This is a genomic window from Hwanghaeella grinnelliae (assembly GCF_004005845.1).
GTDB lineage: Bacteria > Pseudomonadota > Alphaproteobacteria > UBA8366 > Aestuariispiraceae > Hwanghaeella > Hwanghaeella grinnelliae.
Window position 1 is genome coordinate 200063 of sequence record NZ_SADE01000004.1, and the last position, 17405, is coordinate 217467.

Annotated in this window: 15 protein-coding genes; 11 read left to right on the forward strand and 4 right to left on the reverse strand. The window is 60.0% G+C overall.

Annotated elements, in window-relative coordinates; all coding sequences use genetic code 11:
- Window positions 1-9: 9 nt before the first annotated feature.
- The 5 genes from tolB (at window position 10) to ftsH (ending at window position 7213) form a co-directional block, all read left to right on the forward strand.
- Window positions 10-1314, forward strand: coding sequence for a Tol-Pal system beta propeller repeat protein TolB (tolB, locus tag EOI86_RS21815; RefSeq protein ID WP_127768287.1), 1305 nt, complete (start codon window positions 10-12; stop codon window positions 1312-1314).
- A gap of 303 nt (window positions 1315-1617) precedes the next feature.
- Entirely contained in the window at window positions 1618-2151 is a 534-nt protein-coding gene (pal, locus tag EOI86_RS21820; protein ID WP_127767813.1) for a peptidoglycan-associated lipoprotein Pal, read from the forward strand.
- Between the two features lie 352 nt (window positions 2152-2503).
- The gene (ybgF, locus tag EOI86_RS21825; protein ID WP_127767814.1) at window positions 2504-3706 is read left to right on the forward strand and encodes a tol-pal system protein YbgF; all 1203 of its coding nucleotides are present in this window, start codon (window positions 2504-2506) and stop codon (window positions 3704-3706) included.
- Complete coding sequence (gene tilS / locus EOI86_RS21830; protein WP_127767815.1) at window positions 3675-5108, forward strand: tRNA lysidine(34) synthetase TilS; 1434 nt, start codon at window positions 3675-3677, stop codon at window positions 5106-5108. Before ybgF ends, tilS begins: the two co-directional genes overlap by 32 nt.
- 191 nt (window positions 5109-5299) lie before the next feature.
- On the forward strand, window positions 5300-7213 hold the full coding sequence (gene ftsH, locus EOI86_RS21835; RefSeq protein ID WP_127767816.1) for an ATP-dependent zinc metalloprotease FtsH: 1914 nt from the start codon (window positions 5300-5302) through the stop codon (window positions 7211-7213).
- A gap of 87 nt (window positions 7214-7300) precedes the next feature.
- Here ftsH and EOI86_RS21840 read toward each other — a convergent pair whose 3' ends face one another.
- Window positions 7301-8713 (reverse strand): hypothetical protein, encoded by a 1413-nt coding sequence (locus tag EOI86_RS21840; RefSeq protein ID WP_127767817.1) that lies wholly within the window; start codon window positions 8711-8713, stop codon window positions 7301-7303.
- The gene (locus EOI86_RS21845; protein WP_127767818.1) at window positions 8710-9036 is read right to left on the reverse strand and encodes a hypothetical protein; all 327 of its coding nucleotides are present in this window, start codon (window positions 9034-9036) and stop codon (window positions 8710-8712) included. The genes EOI86_RS21840 and EOI86_RS21845 overlap by 4 nt, the downstream gene beginning before the upstream one ends.
- A gap of 90 nt (window positions 9037-9126) precedes the next feature.
- Here EOI86_RS21845 and glmM point away from each other — a divergent pair, with 90 nt between their 5' ends.
- Window positions 9127-10464, forward strand: a complete 1338-nt coding sequence (gene glmM / locus EOI86_RS21850) for a phosphoglucosamine mutase (RefSeq protein WP_127767819.1) — start codon at window positions 9127-9129, stop codon at window positions 10462-10464.
- On the opposite strand, the gene EOI86_RS21855 is transcribed toward glmM, so the two are convergent.
- Complete coding sequence (locus EOI86_RS21855) at window positions 10461-11420, reverse strand: GGDEF domain-containing protein (RefSeq protein WP_127767820.1); 960 nt, start codon at window positions 11418-11420, stop codon at window positions 10461-10463. The two genes, glmM and EOI86_RS21855, sit on opposite strands and share 4 nt — an antisense overlap.
- Window positions 11421-11564: 144 nt before the next feature.
- Window positions 11565-13076 carry an aminotransferase-like domain-containing protein gene (locus EOI86_RS21860; protein WP_127767821.1) on the reverse strand — a complete coding sequence of 504 codons (1512 nt, stop codon included), beginning with the start codon at window positions 13074-13076 and terminating at the stop codon, window positions 11565-11567.
- Between the two features lie 122 nt (window positions 13077-13198).
- Between EOI86_RS21860 and EOI86_RS21865 the strand changes: the two genes are divergently transcribed.
- The 5 genes from EOI86_RS21865 to EOI86_RS21885 all read left to right on the forward strand — a co-directional run bounded on the left by EOI86_RS21865 (window position 13199) and on the right by EOI86_RS21885 (window position 17385).
- Window positions 13199-13390, forward strand: a complete 192-nt coding sequence (locus tag EOI86_RS21865) for a DUF1127 domain-containing protein (RefSeq protein WP_127768288.1) — start codon at window positions 13199-13201, stop codon at window positions 13388-13390.
- Between the two features lie 180 nt (window positions 13391-13570).
- Entirely contained in the window at window positions 13571-14554 is a 984-nt protein-coding gene (locus tag EOI86_RS21870; RefSeq protein WP_127767822.1) for a threonine dehydratase, read from the forward strand.
- Window positions 14555-14639: 85 nt separating this feature from the next.
- A complete protein-coding gene (locus EOI86_RS21875; RefSeq protein WP_161973945.1) occupies window positions 14640-16085 on the forward strand; it encodes a pyridoxal phosphate-dependent decarboxylase family protein in 1446 nt (481 codons plus the stop codon).
- Window positions 16086-16916 (forward strand): PhzF family phenazine biosynthesis protein, encoded by an 831-nt coding sequence (locus tag EOI86_RS21880; RefSeq protein ID WP_127767824.1) that lies wholly within the window; start codon window positions 16086-16088, stop codon window positions 16914-16916.
- Window positions 16885-17385: a GNAT family N-acetyltransferase gene (locus EOI86_RS21885; RefSeq protein ID WP_127767825.1), complete on the forward strand. Its 501-nt coding sequence runs from the start codon at window positions 16885-16887 to the stop codon at window positions 17383-17385. The genes EOI86_RS21880 and EOI86_RS21885 overlap by 32 nt, the downstream gene beginning before the upstream one ends.
- Window positions 17386-17405 lie beyond the last annotated feature (20 nt).

The window sequence follows — 17405 nt, forward strand, 5'->3', positions numbered from 1 at the left end:
AGCGGACTGATGTTGGTCGGCATGCTCACGCTATTGGTTCTGGCCTTTTCGGCAATGCCGGCCCGCGCCGAGCTGCGGATCGACGTCACCCGGGGCACGGTCGAGCCGTTGCCGATCGCGATTTCGGAATTCTTCGGTGTCGCGCCGGAGGAAACCGATGTTGGCCGGGACATCGCCGATGTCATCTCAGCCAATCTGGAACGGTCGGGCCTTTTCCGGCCGTTGGACCGGAAGGCGTTCATCCAGTCCGCCGCAAGCATCGATGTTCGTCCGCGGTTTTCCGATTGGCGCGTGATCAATGCAACAGCGTTGGTTAATGGGTCGGTTGAAAGCCTCCAAGACGGGCGGATCCAGGTTCAGTTCCGGCTGTGGGACGTCTTCGCGGAAGCACAGATGGTGGGCTTAGTCTATACGACGGAGCGCAGTAATTGGCGCCGGATCGCACATATCATCTCTGATGCCGTCTATAAGCGGCTGACCGGTGAAAGCGGGTATTTCGATACGCGGATCGTCTATGTGGCGGAAAGCGGGAAGAAGAACGAACGCGTCAAGCGGCTGGCCATCATGGACCAGGACGGTGCTAACCATCGTTTCCTGACCGATGGCCGCGCCCTGGTTCTGACGCCGCGGTTTTCACCGACGCAGCAGGAAATCACCTATCTCAGCTATTTCAACAACAAGCCGCGGGTCTATCTTTTCAACGTTCAGACCGGGCGGCGGGAATTGCTGGGTGAATTTCCGGGCATGACCTTCGCGCCCCGGTTCTCCGCGGACGGTAATTCGGTCGTCATGAGCCATGCGCGGGAAGGCAACACCGATATCTATGTGATGGACCTGCGTACGCGCCAACCCATACGACTGACCAGCCATCCGGATATCGACACTTCGGCGACGTTTTCGCCCGATGGCTCGCAAATCACCTTTGAGTCCGACCGCAGCGGTTCGCAACAAATTTACGTGATGAACGCGGATGGAAGCGACCAGCGGCGTATTAGTTTTGGGAAGGGACGCTACGCGACACCGGTCTGGTCGCCCCGTGGCGATCTGATTGCCTTCACCAAGCAGCGCGGTGGCAAATTCCATATCGGAGTCATGCGCCCGGATGGGTCGGGCGAACGTTTGCTGACCGAGAGTTTCCTGGATGAAGGGCCCACATGGTCGCCGAACGGGCGCGTCATCATGTTTTTCCGTCAGGAACCTGGTGAAGAGGGTAGGGTTAATCTCTATTCCATTGATTTGACTGGGTATAATCTGCGTCGGGTTGTGACGCCGGGATTCGCGTCGGATCCGGCGTGGTCTCCTTTGAATCCATAAGGAAAGCGAGTTTTCTGATCCAGTTTGTGGAAATTAAGACTTGTGGGAGAATGCAGAGGTGCAAATACGGCTTCTCATTATTTAGTTGCGGTGGGTTTGTGTTGCTAAACTGCTGCATCCCGACGACTAAATACATGGAAAGTAAATTAAATTGAGTGCTTTGACTTGGTACGGTGGTTGAATTTGGACAATCGCCGTGCTTAATATGCCACCACTCGGCCGGTTGTATCGGCTGCAGAGAAACCTCATTCGACACCGGCGCCGCCCTGCGACGGCCGGGCATAACCTCTAGGGGGTGCTATAATGCGCTTTAAAGTCCTCAGCCTTCTCGCGGCGCTTTTGCTGGTTGCTGCTTGCGAGACCGCTCCGGAAGAATCTGCGGATTCCGGATCCAGCGGCACGCAAACTACAAGTTCGACGTCCTCCACGCAGGCGCCGGCCGCTTCGGCGACCAACCAGATCGCGCCGGGTAGTGTGCAGGATTTCCTCGTCAATGTCGGCGACCGGATCTTCTTCGACTTCGATGCTTCCGACATTCGTGGCGACCAGGTTGCCGTTTTGGAAAAGCAGGCCGCTTGGCTGAAGCAATTCCCGGGCGTCACCGTGGTCATCGAAGGTCATTGCGACGAACGCGGCACGCGTGAGTACAACTTGGCTCTCGGCGAACGCCGTGCAAACTCGCACAAAGATTACCTGATCAGCCTTGGTGTCGATCCGAACCGTCTGGAAACGATTTCCTACGGCAAAGAACGCCCGGCTGTTCTGGGTTCCAACGATGCTGCTTGGGCGCAAAACCGTCGCGGTGTCGTGGTTCTGAAGAACGCTGCGGCGAGCTAATCGCCGGAACGGTCCGGACCGGGGTTTAACATGACCCCGATCCGATGAGTTTAGACGGGAGAGTCTTGGGAAACCGGGGCTTTCCCGTTTCTATTTGACGGCGGCGCTTCGGGCGGCCGGGGGCTTTTCGGGCGCGGGCGGCGTTTCGCTGTCGGTGTCACACGACCTGGCTGCCGAGTTCGGATGACATACATGTGTTAATTCGGACGGCCGCCGGGTAGGGCAGGCTTTCCCCTTCGTTCCATTTGCCATATTTTTGACGAAATCCTGTCGTAGACAGAAAGCTGGAATCGCGCGATCTGCGCGCATAGATCGAAGCTATGCCTGAAGCCGTTACAGAACCGGGGTTCGAATGTTCATCAAGGCCGTATCGTCCGTCACCCGCAGCATACTGCGGACAACCTGCAACCTTGCTGTCGCGGTTGCTTTAGCCGTTGCGATCAGCGGCGGCGTTGTTTTGACCGCGGTGACACCAGCCTTCGCGCAGGATTCGTCGATTAGCCAACAACTGCAGCGGCTTCGGCGCGATATCACTGATCTTCAGCGCACGGTATTTACCGGCGCAACACCGCCCGCAGATGCCGTTGCCGCGGCACAGGCGCCCAGTGCGGAATCGGCACAGGCGACCGCGCGGCTGCAACTGCGGATCCAGGCGCTGGAACGGGAAATCCGCACGCTTACCGGCCGCATCGAGGAAACCGGCTTTCAGTTGAATTCGATCAGCAATCGCTTGGATAAGCTGGTTTCCGATGTCGACTTCCGTCTTCAGGCTCTTGAACGCGGAACGCCAGTACAAGGGCAAGTCGGCGCGGTTCAACAACCAGGCGCGGTACCGTCGTCGGCGGCGCAGCAAAGCGCCCCTGTGGGCACAATCGCCCAAAGTGGAACGCAAACGGGAACCACGGTGATTACGTCCCAGGGATCGGTCAGCAACCAGCCTGCTCAAGCGGCGGGCGGTGTGCAACCGGGCGCGCAAGTGCTTGGCCAAGTGTCCCAGACACAGTTACAGCAAAGTCAGGCGGGCGGAACCGTCACACCCTCGGCCAGCCAGCCGCAGGTTGCGGCGACCCAGCCCGCAGCGCCGCCTCCGGCGCCGCCGGCCGCGGCCCCGGGGCCGGCGCCCGTGAATTCCGCAGCGCCTCAGACGGCCAATCGCGCCACTCTTCCGCCGGGTTCCGAGAAGGAACAGTATCAGTACGCATACGGTCTGCTGCGCCAGGATCTTGAACAGGCAGAGGGCGCCTTCAAAGCATTCCTCGACGAGCACCCCGAAGGGCCTTTCGCCGGCAATGCCATGTACTGGCTGGGTGAGACCCATTATGCGAGGAGTAATTTCCGGGACGCGGCCGCGGTATTTGTGGACGCGTACACGAATTTCCCGAAAAGCCCGAAAGCGTCGGCAAGCCTTTTGAAGCTCGGCATGTCTTTGGGGCAATTGGGCAAGAAGGACGCGGCATGCGCGTCCTTCGCTGAACTCAAGACGAAGTATCCCAATTCAGATAGCCGGGTACTGGAACGAGCGGATGCGGAAGCCGGCAAAGTCGGCTGTCCCTGATCCCGGGGCGCAAGGACCGCGACGGTCCGGGGACGACGTGACGCCGCGATGGTTTGCCGACGCGATGTCGGCCTGCCTGCAGGACGCAGCCGTTTCCGGCGAAACAGCGGATGCGGTACCGGAAGCAACATTGCGCCTTGCCGTCGGCTGTTCCGGCGGGCCGGACAGCATGGCGCTGACCTTCATGCTTAGGAACTGGGCGGCGGAACGTTTCGTTCCCCTTACCGCCCTTATTGTCGATCATGGCTTGCGTCCGGAAGCCTCGGAAGAGGCAGACCGGGTTGCCGGTTGGCTTGGCGAACGTGGGGTAGAGGCGGTCGTCCTGCGCTATGAAGGCGCCCGTCCACGAAGCAATGTCCAGGCGCAGGCGCGTCGGATGCGATACGATCTGATGCGCGATTGGTGTCTGGCGCAGGGTGTTTCTGTGCTGGCGGTTGCCCACCATCTTGAGGATCAGGCGGAAACCTTCCTGCTGCGTCTGGCGCGTGGAAGCGGTGTGGACGGCCTGTCCGCCATGGCCCCCGTAACCGAGGTGCCGGGCGATCCATATCGCGCTGTGTCGTTGATCCGACCGTTGCTGGATACCCCCCGCGGGGACGTTCACACCGTCCTCGATCAATCCGGTTGGCCCTATGTGGATGATCCGAGCAACCGCAACATCCGGCATGCCCGTGTGCGGATGAGGAATTTGGCCGATATCCTCGCCATGGAAGGGTTGGATGCGAAGCGCTTGGCGGGAACCGCGAAAGCCATGCGCCGTGCGCGGGCCGCTCTGGAAAGCGCAACGAACGGTTTCCTGGATGCCCATGCTTTCGCTGATCCGCACGGTTTTGCGGGGCTTGAACGCCAAGCGTATGTCGATCTGGACGACGAGCTTTCCCTGCGTGTTTTGACTTGCCTGCTGCGCTTCGTTTCCGGTGGGGACTACCCGGTCAGGCTTGAGCGATTGGAAAAACTCGCCACCGCTCTTCGGGGGGAACCGACGCCCGGGCCCCGGACCTTGGGCGGGTGCAGGATTGAAACCCGCGGTGAGCGTATCCTTGTATGTCGTGAGGCTGCGGCCATTGGTCCGGCTATACCGGCACAGCCGTCGATCCTTTGGGACCGGCGGTTTAGGCTTGATTTGCGGGGAGATATTGAGGGACTGACCGTCGGTAAGCTTGGCGTCGACGGGGTTCGCCAGGCCCGCGCCTTGGGCCTGACCGCCAATCGCATCGAGGACCTGCCAGGTGCCGCCCGTGCTGCGCTCCCGTCGCTGTGGCGCAATGATCGATTGATTGCGCTCGCCGATCCTGCCGGGGAAGCCTGGGCCGGTTCGGGGGCCGGCTTCAGGCGGGTTGAATTCGCGGGATCGGCGGCATGGCGCCGTTTGTGCCCGTCTATGTCCTCGCCCGAAGAATGATTCTGCGCTAGAATGCCGCGCTGGGCCTTTCAAATCATGGTTTGGCGCACTATGTAAAAGCCTGTGCCGCGCGTCTAATTATATAAAAAAGCACCAATAACGCGGCACAAGTACACAGCGGAAGCACTCATACGCATCGTTGAACGGCGGGCCCGGCGATGTGAATTCTTGGAACGGAAGGTTTCTCAACGGTGAATCTATTCGGCAAGAACATTATTCTGTGGGTCTTCATCGGCCTGCTTTTGATCGTGTTGTTCAACCTGTTTCAGGGAGCAGGGCAACAAGATCAGCACGAAGGTATCCCCTATTCGGAGTTCGTCAGCAGCGTTGAAAGTGGCAGCATTAGCGACGTCACCATTAAAGGCCCGAATATTTCCGGGCATTTCAAAGGTGGACAGGCCTTCACCACTTACGCGCCGAACGATCCGCAACTCGTTTCCCGGCTGACCGATCGCGGGATTTCCGTGACGGCTGCGCCGATGGATGACGGCGTCCCCACATTCCTGTCGATCCTGATCAGCTGGTTCCCCATGCTGTTGCTGATCGGCGTCTGGATTTTCTTCATGCGCCAGATGCAGGGCGGTGGCGGAAAGGCGATGGGCTTCGGCAAGTCCAAGGCCAAACTGCTGACCGAAAAGCATGGCCGCGTGACCTTCGAAGATGTCGCTGGTATCGACGAAGCCAAGCAGGAGCTTGAAGAAGTCGTCGAATTCCTGAAAGACCCGCAGAAATTCCAACGTCTTGGCGGCAAGATTCCGAAGGGTGTGCTGCTGGTCGGTCCCCCTGGTACGGGTAAGACCCTGACCGCGCGGGCCGTGGCCGGTGAAGCGAATGTGCCGTTCTTCACCATTTCCGGTTCCGACTTCGTCGAAATGTTCGTCGGCGTCGGCGCCAGCCGCGTTCGTGACATGTTCGAACAGGGCAAGAAGAACGCACCTTGCATCATCTTCATCGACGAAATCGACGCGGTCGGTCGTCATCGCGGCGCCGGCCTCGGCGGCGGCAATGATGAGCGTGAGCAGACCCTCAACCAGTTGCTGGTCGAGATGGACGGCTTCGAAGCCAATGAAGGCGTGATCCTGATTGCGGCCACCAACCGTCCCGACGTGTTGGACCCGGCCTTGCTGCGTCCCGGCCGTTTCGACCGTCAGGTCATCGTGCCGAACCCGGATATCATCGGGCGTGAGAAGATCCTGCGCGTGCATCTGCGCAAGGTGCCGCAGGCGCCGGATGTGGATGCCAAGACCATCGCGCGCGGAACGCCCGGCTTCTCCGGTGCGGATCTCGCCAACCTCGTCAACGAAGCCGCCTTGCTGGCGGCCCGCCGGAACCGCCGCGTCGTTTCCATGCAGGAGTTGGAGGACGCGAAGGACAAGGTCATGCTCGGTACCGAGCGCCGCTCCATGGTGATGACCGAGGACGAGAAGAAGCTGACCGCCTATCACGAAGCCGGTCACGCGGTCTGCATGATGCATGCCGACGGGCATGAGCCCCTGCACAAGGTCACGATCATTCCGCGGGGCCGTGCGCTTGGCGTGACTTTCGCCCTGCCGGAGCGCGACAAGCTATCCCAGTCCGAGAGGGAACTGAAAGCGCAGATCACCAGCCTGTTTGGCGGTCGGCTAGCTGAGGAGATGACGTTCGGTAAGGAAAACATCACCACCGGTGCGGCGCATGACATCCAGCAGGCGACCAAGATTGCCCGCGCGATGGTCACGAAATACGGCTATTCCGACAAGCTGGGCCGTCTGCAATACAGCGAAGACGAACAGGAAGTGTTCCTGGGGCATTCGGTGACGCAGCGGAAGCACGTATCCGATGCGACCGCCAAGATCATCGATGAAGAGGTTCGCCGCTTCGTCGAGGAAGGCGAAAACCGCGCCCGCGAAATTCTGAACACCTATGCGGATGAACTCGAGAAGATCGCTCAGGGCCTGTTGGAATTCGAGACGCTCGACCGGAAAGACATCGACCGCCTGTTGCGCGGCGAACCGGTGGAACGAAACGATGACAGCGGTGGCTCGCCGGCTGATAGCGGGGGCTGGTCTTCCGTTCCCAATACGGGACCCGTCGGCAATGCCGATCCGGAACCTGGCCCGGCGTAACGCGTTTCTTGAAAACCGAACCTACTGAAAAGGCCCGCATCTTGCGGGCCTTTTCATCTCTTAAGGCAGCCCCGAAGACCTACAAACTCAACTGGATCGCCTCTGTTGGAATAGTCGCGCCCATCGTTGCGGCAACGCCCACAGGCCGAGGCCGACCATCATCGGAATAACGGCAAGGACGTACCGGTATTCCAAATGGATGAGGCTGTAATAGGCCAGCACCGCCAATGTCCCGGCCCATAGGCTCAGCATCGTGTAGCGTTGGTGTGAGGTGTTGGTCTTCAGACTTTTCAGCGGAACGCCAATAAGAAAGAAGATGAACAAGATCGTGGAGATCACAGCGCCAACCGTATAGGCGACGATGTATAGAATTGCCGTTGGGCTTTGCGTGGCGAGTGACTTGAGTATCTTCGAAGCGCCGGGAAACAGCCTGTCTTGTGTGATCAGGTGATGGGTCTCGGCTATGGCAAGGGCCGGGTTGAACAACGATCGGATGATCGTAAACCCGAAGGCGCGCCCCGCGTTTTGAAGCATAGCGATCGGCTCGGTCAGGCATGCGCGGATGAAAGCTTTGGTGCCGGCATCTGCAACGTCGACCGATGTCCAACCATGGTCGATCACGAGGCTTCGGTTTAACAAGCCAATATCGGCATAGTCGAAAGTAGATGTCGTTTCGCGAACCGTTTGAGACAGCACGCTATCATCCGTGAAGAGTTCCGTTCCATGCTGTGCCACTTCATAGAGTGGCTGAAATGCGACGATTTGGGCGCCGGTGGACAGAAACCGTGTCCCGGTCCGCGACTGGTTCCAGAAGAGGTACCCTTGGACCGTCATCAATACGGGCAGGATCAGCGCCAATGCCGGTAAAATGCGGGCGTTCCGCAATTGCGACAGCCAGACAATCGCGAGTGGCGTGAAGAGAAGCGCGATATGCAGCCCATTTGCCCTGATCACGCACAGCGCGGCGGCGCCAAGGCCGCAAAGGAAGGCGAGACCGACTGCCTTGTTCGTCGTGAGGCCTCTCTCGTCTTTGGGCATGCTCAGCGTACACAAAATCAAAATTGTGATGCTTGAGAACAGACTGTCCGGCAGCAGAGAAGTGTCGAAGAGGGCCGATTGTCCGAAGGCTAGTGTGAGTCCGGTGAAAATGGCGAGCTTCGGCGACCCGGTCAGGCGGCACGCCCACCCCGTTGCCATTGCGACCGACAACAGGGAAATACAGATTTGCAGGCCGATCACCGCGTGTCGCCATGCGTCGCCCGCGAGGGTTTGTGCCAAAGCGAGGATGGCGGGATACCCGATCGTTCGTAAGCCGGTTACGGGCGAGGGGTCGTCGAAGAATTCGTACTGCCAGGCCCAATCATCCCGAAGCAGCATGTTGGCGAAGGCTTCATAAAGGGCGGTGTCATTGAAAGTTACAGGGCCATAGACCGCCCAAGCGGCGGTCTTGACCATGAGCGCGATAGCCGTCACCAAAATTACCGCAAACTTGGTCGTCATTGATCCTGCCCCACCGGCGTCGCCTGTGCGGTTGATCTGGCGTCACCCTTCTTTCCATTGATCGTCTGCATGAGGTGGTCGGGCCGGCCGGTACGGCCGTAATTGGCCGCGACCGTCCGATGACCGAGCCAGGCAAACAAACCGTCCATGAACTGCTGCCTCTCCGGCAGGCCAGCCCGGGCGTCGACGACATGCCTGCCCAACGGCCTGAAAAAGCCGTCCACGTCCCGTGCTTCATTGAAAAAAGGCACCACGATTGAAACGGCGTCGGCCTGTTCGGGCAACGTCTTCTCCCGCAAGATCGTATCGGTTCGAACCGACACGACGATGCCCCGCTGCGCGAAGCGGCGCAAGGGCGACACGCGACCCGGCAGATGCTTGCAACCACAGCAACGGTGGACTATCCGTGCTGCATGACTAGGAACTATTTTGGCACCGACGGTATGCGCGGCACGGCCAACCGGGACCCGATCACCCCGGAAATCGTGTTGCGTCTTGCCATGGCGGCGGGACAGCGCTTCAGGCGCGGCCCGCATCGGCATCTTGTGGTTATCGGGAAGGATACGCGCCTCTCGGGTTATTTGCTCGAACCGGCGCTAACCTCCGGATTCATTTCCATGGGCATGGATGTCGTTTTGGTCGGGCCTATGCCGACCCCAGCGATCGGTATGTTGACGACGTCGCTCCGCGCCGACCTGGGTGTGATGATCTCCGCCTCGCACAACCCGTATCAGGATAACGGTATCAAGTTGTTCGGGCCGGACGGTTTCAAACTGTCCGACGCCGAGGAAATGGCCATTGAGCGGCTGATGGACAATGGACCGTTCGATTTGGCGGATCCGGCGAAGCTGGGCCGTGCCCGGCGGCTGGACGATGCGGCCGGCCGCTATATCGAGGCGGTGAAGCGGACTTTTCCCGCGCAGTTGCGTCTCGACGGGTTAAAAATCGTGGTCGATTGCGCCCATGGCGCCGCCTACAAGACCGCGCCCGCCGTGTTGTTCGAACTGGGGGCTGAAGTCATCCCGGTGGCGGTTGATCCGGATGGAACCAACATCAACCGCGATTGCGGGGCGACGGCGACGCGGACCATGTGCGAGCAGGTGGTGGCCCATGGTGCCGATTTGGGGATTGCGCTGGACGGCGATGCGGACCGCGTGATCATCGCGGATGAACACGGGCATGCCGTCGACGGCGATCAGGTCATGGCGATCATTGCATCGTCCTGGGCGAAGGCGGACAAGCTGCGCGGCAATCTGGTCGCGACCGTGATGTCCAATCTTGGTCTCGAGCGTCATCTGCAAGCGCAAGGCATCGGCTTGACGCGGACGGCTGTCGGCGACCGCTATGTGGTGGAAGCGATGCGCCGCGATGGCTGCAACCTAGGCGGCGAACAGTCGGGCCATGTGATCTTGAGCGATTATGCAACGACCGGAGACGGCCTTGTCGCGGCCTTGCAAGTGCTGGCGGTCCTGGTGGCGTCTGACAAGCCGATGAGCGGCCTGGGCCGGGTCTTCGAACCGGTACCGCAGCTTTTGAAGAATGTGCGGTATGACGGTGGCGCGCCTTTGACGGCCAGCGCCGTTCAGGCGGCAATTGCCGATGGTGAAGCGCGCTTGGGCGCTTCGGGCCGCTTGGTCATTAGGCCTTCCGGGACGGAACCGGTGATCCGCGTAATGGCCGAAGGTGATGATCCCGACCTGGTCACGGCCGTTGTCGACGACATTTGTCAGGTGATCGGCGAAAGCGCCTAGCTGGTAGCGCCGTCCGGTTCTGATTCCAGATGGTCTTCAGTGGCGTGCCAAACACGGCCTTTGCCATTTTCCTTGGCGGCGTAGAGCGCCATGTCCGCCGCCTTCAGCAAATGCCGGCAATCTTTACCATCCGCGGTCCAGGCGCTGACCCCGATGCTGACCCCGACCGTGGTCTCGTTTCCGCAGGGCAGGGCGATGGGTTCCGCAACACCCGCAACAATTTTTTCCGCGATAGCCCTACGATTCTCATGGCTATCGACGCCTTCTAGAATGATGGTGAATTCGTCGCCGCCCGTCCGGGCGACATAGTCCGTTTCACGGACAAGTTTCCGCAACCGGCCTGCAACGATTTTAAGCACATGATCGCCAGTCTGGTGGCCGAAGGTATCATTCGCGGCCTTGAATCCGTCGAGATCCAAGGCGAGGACGCCGAAAGGTATGCTTTGGCGTCTTGCACGCTGACAGACGGCATCCAAGCGCTCGTACAAAGCCTTGCGATTGTGTAGTCCCGTCAAGTCGTCGGTTCGGGCTGCCGCCAGTAACTTTTCCTCCGCGCGCCGCAATTCCGTAATGTCCAGAATAACGCCGGTCATGATCCGTTCACTGGTGGTGCCGATCCGGCTGATTGTCTTGTGGAAGACGACCGTTGCGGTCTGGCCATCCTTGGACTTCACATGCGCTTCGTACTCTTGAATGCCGCCGGACTGCCACAATTCCTGGTCCGCCGTATCGTAGACCTTGGCTTTGTCCTCATCGAACAGTTCATAGACCGTGTGCCCAATGATTTCTTCACGGGACCGGTCGATAAAGGTCAGGAACAGATCGTTACAGTCGAGGTAGCGGCCGTCCTCGGTCTTACAGAAGACGGGGATCGGTAGCGCTTCCAGCACCGCTGAAAGGGCCGCTGGGAACAATCCCGTCAGATTCATAGGCAAAATGGTCTTATCAGCATCCATAGAGCGGCGATCCGAATTCGAAGGCGCGGTACGCTATGCGTCGAGGAATGGGCTATGATCCGACATTAAGGTTAATAATTTAACAAAAACAGACGAGAGTTTTGGATAAATTTCCTGTGCCGGCATTCCTTTCGGCCAAAACCGTCAAAGCACCTGGGCCGCTTCCACGCGCGTCGTTCCATTAAGTAGGTTGAGTACGGCGTCGAGCCCCTCCTGCAATCGGCTTCTATGGCGGGGTGGGCAATAGGATAAACGGAAAGCATGCGGGGTTTCGCCGCCGCCGATCATGAAGGAATCCGTGGGCGGCAGAATGACACCCTGCGTTTGCGCTTCGGCGACCAACTCACCGACCCGCCATGGGCTGGGCAGGGTGACCCAGGCGTGCAGGGCGCCGGGCGGACAGCCCACCTCAAAACCGTCGAAGGCTTTCAATACCATGGCCCGGCGGGCTTCGATCTCGCGGAAATGGGAGTCGAGGATGCGGTCGGCCGCACCGCTTTCGATCCACCGTGTACCGATTTCCGCCGTGAAGGGGGATGCCATCCAGCTACTGGTTCGCAGTGCGGCGGCGATTTGTGCTGTCTGCCGGCGCGGCCCGTGGACGTATCCGACGCGCAGGCCAGGGGCCAACGTTTTGGAAATGCTGCAAATGTAGAAGGCTAAATTGTCCGACAGAAAGGTGCATAGCGCAGGCGGCGATTCCGGCGACAGCATCCCGAATATGTCGTCCTCCACCACCGGCAATCCGTGTTTTGCCGCCACCTCGGCGATATCCCGGCGCCGTTGCTCCGACATGATTGCGTTGGTTGGGTTTTGTAGGGTGGGCACCGTATAGAGTGCGGCGATCTTCTGCTGCCGGCAAAGATTGTCCAACGCAGCGGGATCCAACCCTTCCTCATCCAAGGCAACCGGAGCGAGGCGCAGGCCCAGCATGCCGGCAATTGCCTTTATGCCGGGATAGGAAAGCGCTTCCGCGGCGATCGTATCGCCGGTCCGGGTGATGGCGGAAAGAGTCGCCAAGACCCCGTTATGGGCGCCGGTTGAAACGACGACGCTGTCGGCGGTGGCCTCAACGCCCCGCCGCGCGATCCATTGCGCACCGGCTTCCCGATGCCTGCCAAGTCCGGCATGGGGCTGATAGGACAGCATCTCCATAAGGACCGGGTCGGTGGAAAGTTCGGTCATCGTCCGTGCGGATTCCAAACACTCCACACCCAGCGGCGGGTAGTCGTGGTTCAGGCCGATCGGGCCCGTTTCTCTTTCCGCAGGGCCCATGTCCGGCGACCAGTCGGCGATCCCGTCCATGGCGATCGCGGCAGGGGGGCGCGTACCGGCTTTCTCGAAACTGGGTGAGTGCCAATAGCCTGAGATTCCCCGACTGTCGGGGGTGCTCGCCTCGAACTCCTCCCGAATATAGGTTCCGCGCCCCACTTCGCCGCCCAGCAAGCCCCGCTTTTCCGCTTCCGCATAGGCGCGGGAAATCGTGCCGACCGTGCATTCAAGCGCCCAGGCAAGCTCGCGCTGGGGCGGCAGCCGGTCACCGGGTTTCAGCGCGCCACTGCTAACCGCCTCGGCGATCCGCTGCGCGATAGCTTTGTATTTCGGGCCGGACAAGGCGTCGACGCCAGTCAACCAATCGGGGATTTGAATTGTCATGGTGACAATATAGCAATTGACGGTATCAATTTGTCAAACTAATTCTCATTGCACCCAATCAATGGGGTTAATTGTTACCATTCCTGAGGCAAAGGAGAAATTGTATGCGTACAATTTGGATTATGCCGGGATGGTTGGGCTTGATTGTTCCGCCATCCGGGCGATTGGATTTCGTTACGGTGCTATCTTGCTGGTGGGAGCGTCGCCTGCAGCGCGTAGCCTTGGCGAAACTTGATAAACACTTGCTGGCCGATATAGGCGTCAGCGAGGCGGACCGGGCCCGTGAAGTCCGCAAGCCATTCTGGGTCCAATAAAGGCGGTCTCAAGCGTCGGCGTTCACATAGCAAGACCGGGACCCCTGAAGACCCTTGCCGGGTGGCTCGACGTCGGGTGATGGCCGGGTATTAGCAGCGGGCTGGATGGATCCCCATCGGCGCCGCTGCCAATCCCGCCGGGACGCCCCAAAAATATGACTGAAGAGAGGAAGACAGATCATGACCACCGTGTCAAAACAGAAGCTCGAAGAAGCAGCGGACCTGGTCTACGGCGTCTTTAAAGGGACACCGCAATACAATTGGCCCCTGTTATCGAAGCGTTGCGGCTTGGAGGTCTGGGTCAAGCACGAGAACCATACGCCGATCGGCGCTTTCAAAGTGCGCGGCGGCCTCGTCTTCATGAACGACTACAAAAAGAACGGCGGGACCGCCGGCGTCATTACCGCGACCCGCGGCAATCACGGGCAATCGATTGCCTTGGCCGCGGCGCGGGCAGGGGTCAAGTCGACCATCGTTGTGCCGGAGGGCAACAGCCTGGAGAAGAATGCCGCCATGAAGGCCTTCGGCGGCGAGCTTGTGGTCCATGGGCATGATTTCCAGGCCTCGGCCGAATACGCTATGGCCCGCGCACAGGACGAGGGGTTGGACATGGTGCCGTCCTTCGACAGCCGCCTGATCCAAGGGGTTGGTACATACGGTATGGAATTTTTCATGAACGCCCCGGACATGGACCGTGTTTACGTACCGATTGGGCTGGGGTCGGGCATTTGCGGCGTGGTTTCCGCCCGGGACGCGTTGGGCCTGAAGACGAAGGTCTATGGTGTGGTGATGGAAGGGGCCCCGGCTTATGGACTGTCTTTCAAGGCTGGCCATGCCGTCCCCACCAATAAGGCGGAGACGATTGCCGACGGCATGGCGTGCCGTGTGCCGGTGCCGGAAGCGGTCGAGACAATCTGCAAAAGTGTGGAAGATGTCGTCACGGTCAGCGATGAGGACGTCAAACACGCCATGCGGATCTATTACACACATACTCATAATATCGCAGAAGGGGCGGGTGCCGCGCCCTTGGCGGCCTTGTTGAACGACCGGGAAGGCTTGCAGGGCAAGCGTGCCGGCGTGGTTCTTTCGGGCGGCAATATCGACATGTCGTTGTTCATGAATGTGTTGTCCGAAGCTGATCCGGACGCCGCACCGGCGCAGTGACCGGAGCCTTGCCCGGTGGCGTGTCGTAGAACGCGGCTGGGATGCACGTACAACACAAGATAAATGGAATATGGGGGAGAAACCCATGTCTCGCATGCATGCGGACTATGAGATTTTACCGGAGCTGTTGGCCGAGGCCCGCCGTTTGGCGGTTGATTTCCACGCTGGTTTGAAGGACAGGCCCGTCGGCGCCCGCAATCCGGTCATGGCGCCGCAGGTGCTGCCGGACGAAGGTGGCGGCGCGTTGTCTGCCTTGAAGCAGTTCGAACAGACGGTGGCCCCGCAATTGAGCGCCAGTGCCGGTCCCCGCTATTTCGGGTTCGTTACCGGCGGCGCCACGCCGGCGTCACTGGCGGCCGATTGGCTGGTTTCCTCGGCCGACCAGAATTCGCCGGACCCAGGGGATTCCATCGGTCCCGCACTGTCCCATCAGACGATTGCCATGATGGCTGACCTCTTTGATCTGCCCTACAGCCAAGGTGGGGGAAAGGACGGTTTCGGCGGCACCTTCACAACGGGGGCGATCGGGGCGAATTATCTTGGCGCCGCGTGTTTCCGGGAATGGGCCGGGCGAATGAATGGGCTTGAGGTCACGCGCGACGGTTTGGGCGAGTTGCTGCAACCGGGCGCGGTGGAGATCTTCTCCGCTTCGCCGCATGTGACCATGGTCAAGGCACTCGGTGTTCTTGGTTTCGGTCGCAAGGGCTATACGGATATAGGCAAACAGCCGGGGCGGGAGGCGATGGACGTCGCCGCCCTGGACCGGGCGCTTTCCAACAGCAAAGCCCGCGCCAAGGTCGTCATAGCCAGCGCGGGCATTGTCTCGACCGGTGATTTCGAGGATCTCACGGCAATTGCGGATCTCTGCGACCGGCACGAAGCCTGGCTGCATGTGGACGGCGCTTTCGGGTTGTTCGCGCGTTGTTCGCCGCGCCTAGCGCCGTTGGTCACCGGCGTGGAGCGGGCGGATTCAATCACCACCGATTGCCACAAATGGCTGAACGTTCCCTATGACTGCGGTCTTTTCTTCACCCGCCATATCGATCTGTTGGAAACCGCGATGCTGCTGACTGCGCCGTATCTGGAAATGGATGGGGCTGTGCCGAGCTTTATCAACCGAACGATGGAAAGTTCCCAACGGCTCCGTTCCTTGCCGGTCTGGATGAGTTTACACGCCTATGGGCGCGAAGGCGTGCGGGAGATCGTGGAGCGGACCTGCACCCTGGCGGGGGAGATGGGCAAGCGGATCGATGCGTTGGACGGGTATGAGCTATTGGCGCCGGTGCGCCTCAACATCGTGATCTTCCGCGGGGTGCTCGGTGATGATGCGGAGTCCAATGCCGGTCAGAAAGCTCTGCTGGACGCGATCAACGCGACAGGGAAAGTCTATGTCACGCCCGGACTGTTGCACGGAAAGTCGGGGATCCGCGCGGCTTTCAGCAATTGGATGACCGGGCCGGAGGATGTTGAGATTTTCGCCGATGCGTTGACGGAAGCGCGCGCGGCAGTGGCAAGCGAAGGGGAAGCCTAAATGGAACTGACGATCTTCCAGGTGGATGCGTTCACCGACCGTGTCTTTGCGGGCAATCCGGCAGCGGTCATACCGTTGAGCGAATGGCTGCCGGATAACGTGCTGCAGTCGCTTGCCCTTGAAAACAATCTTTCGGAAACCGCCTTCTTCGTTCCCACCCCGACGGATCCGAACCACGATTTTCACCTGCGCTGGTTCACGCCGGCGATTGAAGTGGATTTGTGCGGGCACGCCACACTGGCCAGTGCCGCGGTTCTGTATCGCGAATTGGGCTGGAGTGGGGACGAAATCCGCTTCAAGGCGTTGGCCGGGGATCTGGTGGTTCGCAAAAAGGGCGCGCTGTTCGAACTCGACTTCCCGGCACGTGCTCCCAAGGCGGACGAGCCGCCGGAAGGGTTCGTTGAGGCGCTGGGCACCCCTCCTCGGGAATTCTACAAGGCCAAAAAGTTCATGGCCGTGCTGGAGAACGAGGCCGCGGTGTTAGCGGTTGACCCCGATATGGACTTCATTGCCGGCATGCAAGGCGACGGTTTGATCGTCACCGCGCCCGGCCGGTCGGACGGTAGCGAATCGATAGACTGCGTGTCGCGCTATTTCGCCCCCCATGCGGGTATTCCCGAAGATCCGGTAACCGGATCGGCGCATTGCACCATCATACCGTATTGGGCGGAAAAGCTGGGCAAAATGGACATTAATGCGAAGCAAATTTCCGCACGTGGCGGTGATCTCTATTGTACTCTGGCCGGGGACCGCGTTTTGATCGCGGGACAGGCTGTTTTGTACATGAAGGGAGCCGTTCATGTCGGCGATGGATGGAGCGAACAAGGCTGAGCCGGAACCGCAGGTCGAAATTGTCCTCGTGACCGGCGGGGACGACCTTATTCTGCTGAAGACGCTGCTGGTCGAGTATGGGGAAGCCTTCGACCATCAGCTATGCTTCGATGCGTTTGAGGAGGAATTGGCCTCCCTCCCGCATCCCTATCTGGGCGACGACGGTGCGCTGTTCCTCGCCAAGGTGGACGGCGCATCCGCCGGCTGCGTGGCGTTGAAACGGATTTCCAAGAAGAAGGCGGAAATGAAACGCCTGTTTGTGCGTGAGGGATTTCGCGGCCATGCCTTGGGCAGACGCCTGACAGAGGCCGCCGCCGATGCCGCGCGGGAGCGGGGCTTCGCGATTCTTCGGGTCGAGACCGTTCCAACAACGATGGGCGTTGCCGAGGCGCTCTACCGACAGCTCGGCTTCGAAGCCAATGGCAAGGCGGGCAACGATGCCATTGCCATATACGACCTGGCGCTCTGACAGCGCGTATTTCCACTCTT

Bases quoted from the DNA above. Each gene is read 5' to 3' on its own strand.
- EOI86_RS21870 (WP_127767822.1), top strand. From the start codon at position 13,571: ATGACCACCGTGTCAAAACAGAAGCTCGAAGAAGCAGCGGACCTGGTC.
- tolB (WP_127768287.1), top strand. From the start codon at position 10: ATGTTGGTCGGCATGCTCACGCTATTGGTTCTGGCCTTTTCGGCAATG.
- EOI86_RS21865 (WP_127768288.1), top strand. From the start codon at position 13,199: ATGCCGGGATGGTTGGGCTTGATTGTTCCGCCATCCGGGCGATTGGAT.
- EOI86_RS21855 (WP_127767820.1), bottom strand. From the start codon at position 11,420: ATGGATGCTGATAAGACCATTTTGCCTATGAATCTGACGGGATTGTTC.
- EOI86_RS21880 (WP_127767824.1), top strand. From the start codon at position 16,086: ATGGAACTGACGATCTTCCAGGTGGATGCGTTCACCGACCGTGTCTTT.
- EOI86_RS21840 (WP_127767817.1), bottom strand. From the start codon at position 8,713: ATGACGACCAAGTTTGCGGTAATTTTGGTGACGGCTATCGCGCTCATG.
- pal (WP_127767813.1), top strand. From the start codon at position 1,618: ATGCGCTTTAAAGTCCTCAGCCTTCTCGCGGCGCTTTTGCTGGTTGCT.
- tilS (WP_127767815.1), top strand. From the start codon at position 3,675: ATGCGGAAGCCGGCAAAGTCGGCTGTCCCTGATCCCGGGGCGCAAGGA.
- EOI86_RS21860 (WP_127767821.1), bottom strand. From the start codon at position 13,076: ATGACAATTCAAATCCCCGATTGGTTGACTGGCGTCGACGCCTTGTCC.
- glmM (WP_127767819.1), top strand. From the start codon at position 9,127: ATGACTAGGAACTATTTTGGCACCGACGGTATGCGCGGCACGGCCAAC.
- EOI86_RS21875 (WP_161973945.1), top strand. From the start codon at position 14,640: ATGTCTCGCATGCATGCGGACTATGAGATTTTACCGGAGCTGTTGGCC.
- ybgF (WP_127767814.1), top strand. From the start codon at position 2,504: ATGTTCATCAAGGCCGTATCGTCCGTCACCCGCAGCATACTGCGGACA.
- EOI86_RS21885 (WP_127767825.1), top strand. From the start codon at position 16,885: ATGTCGGCGATGGATGGAGCGAACAAGGCTGAGCCGGAACCGCAGGTC.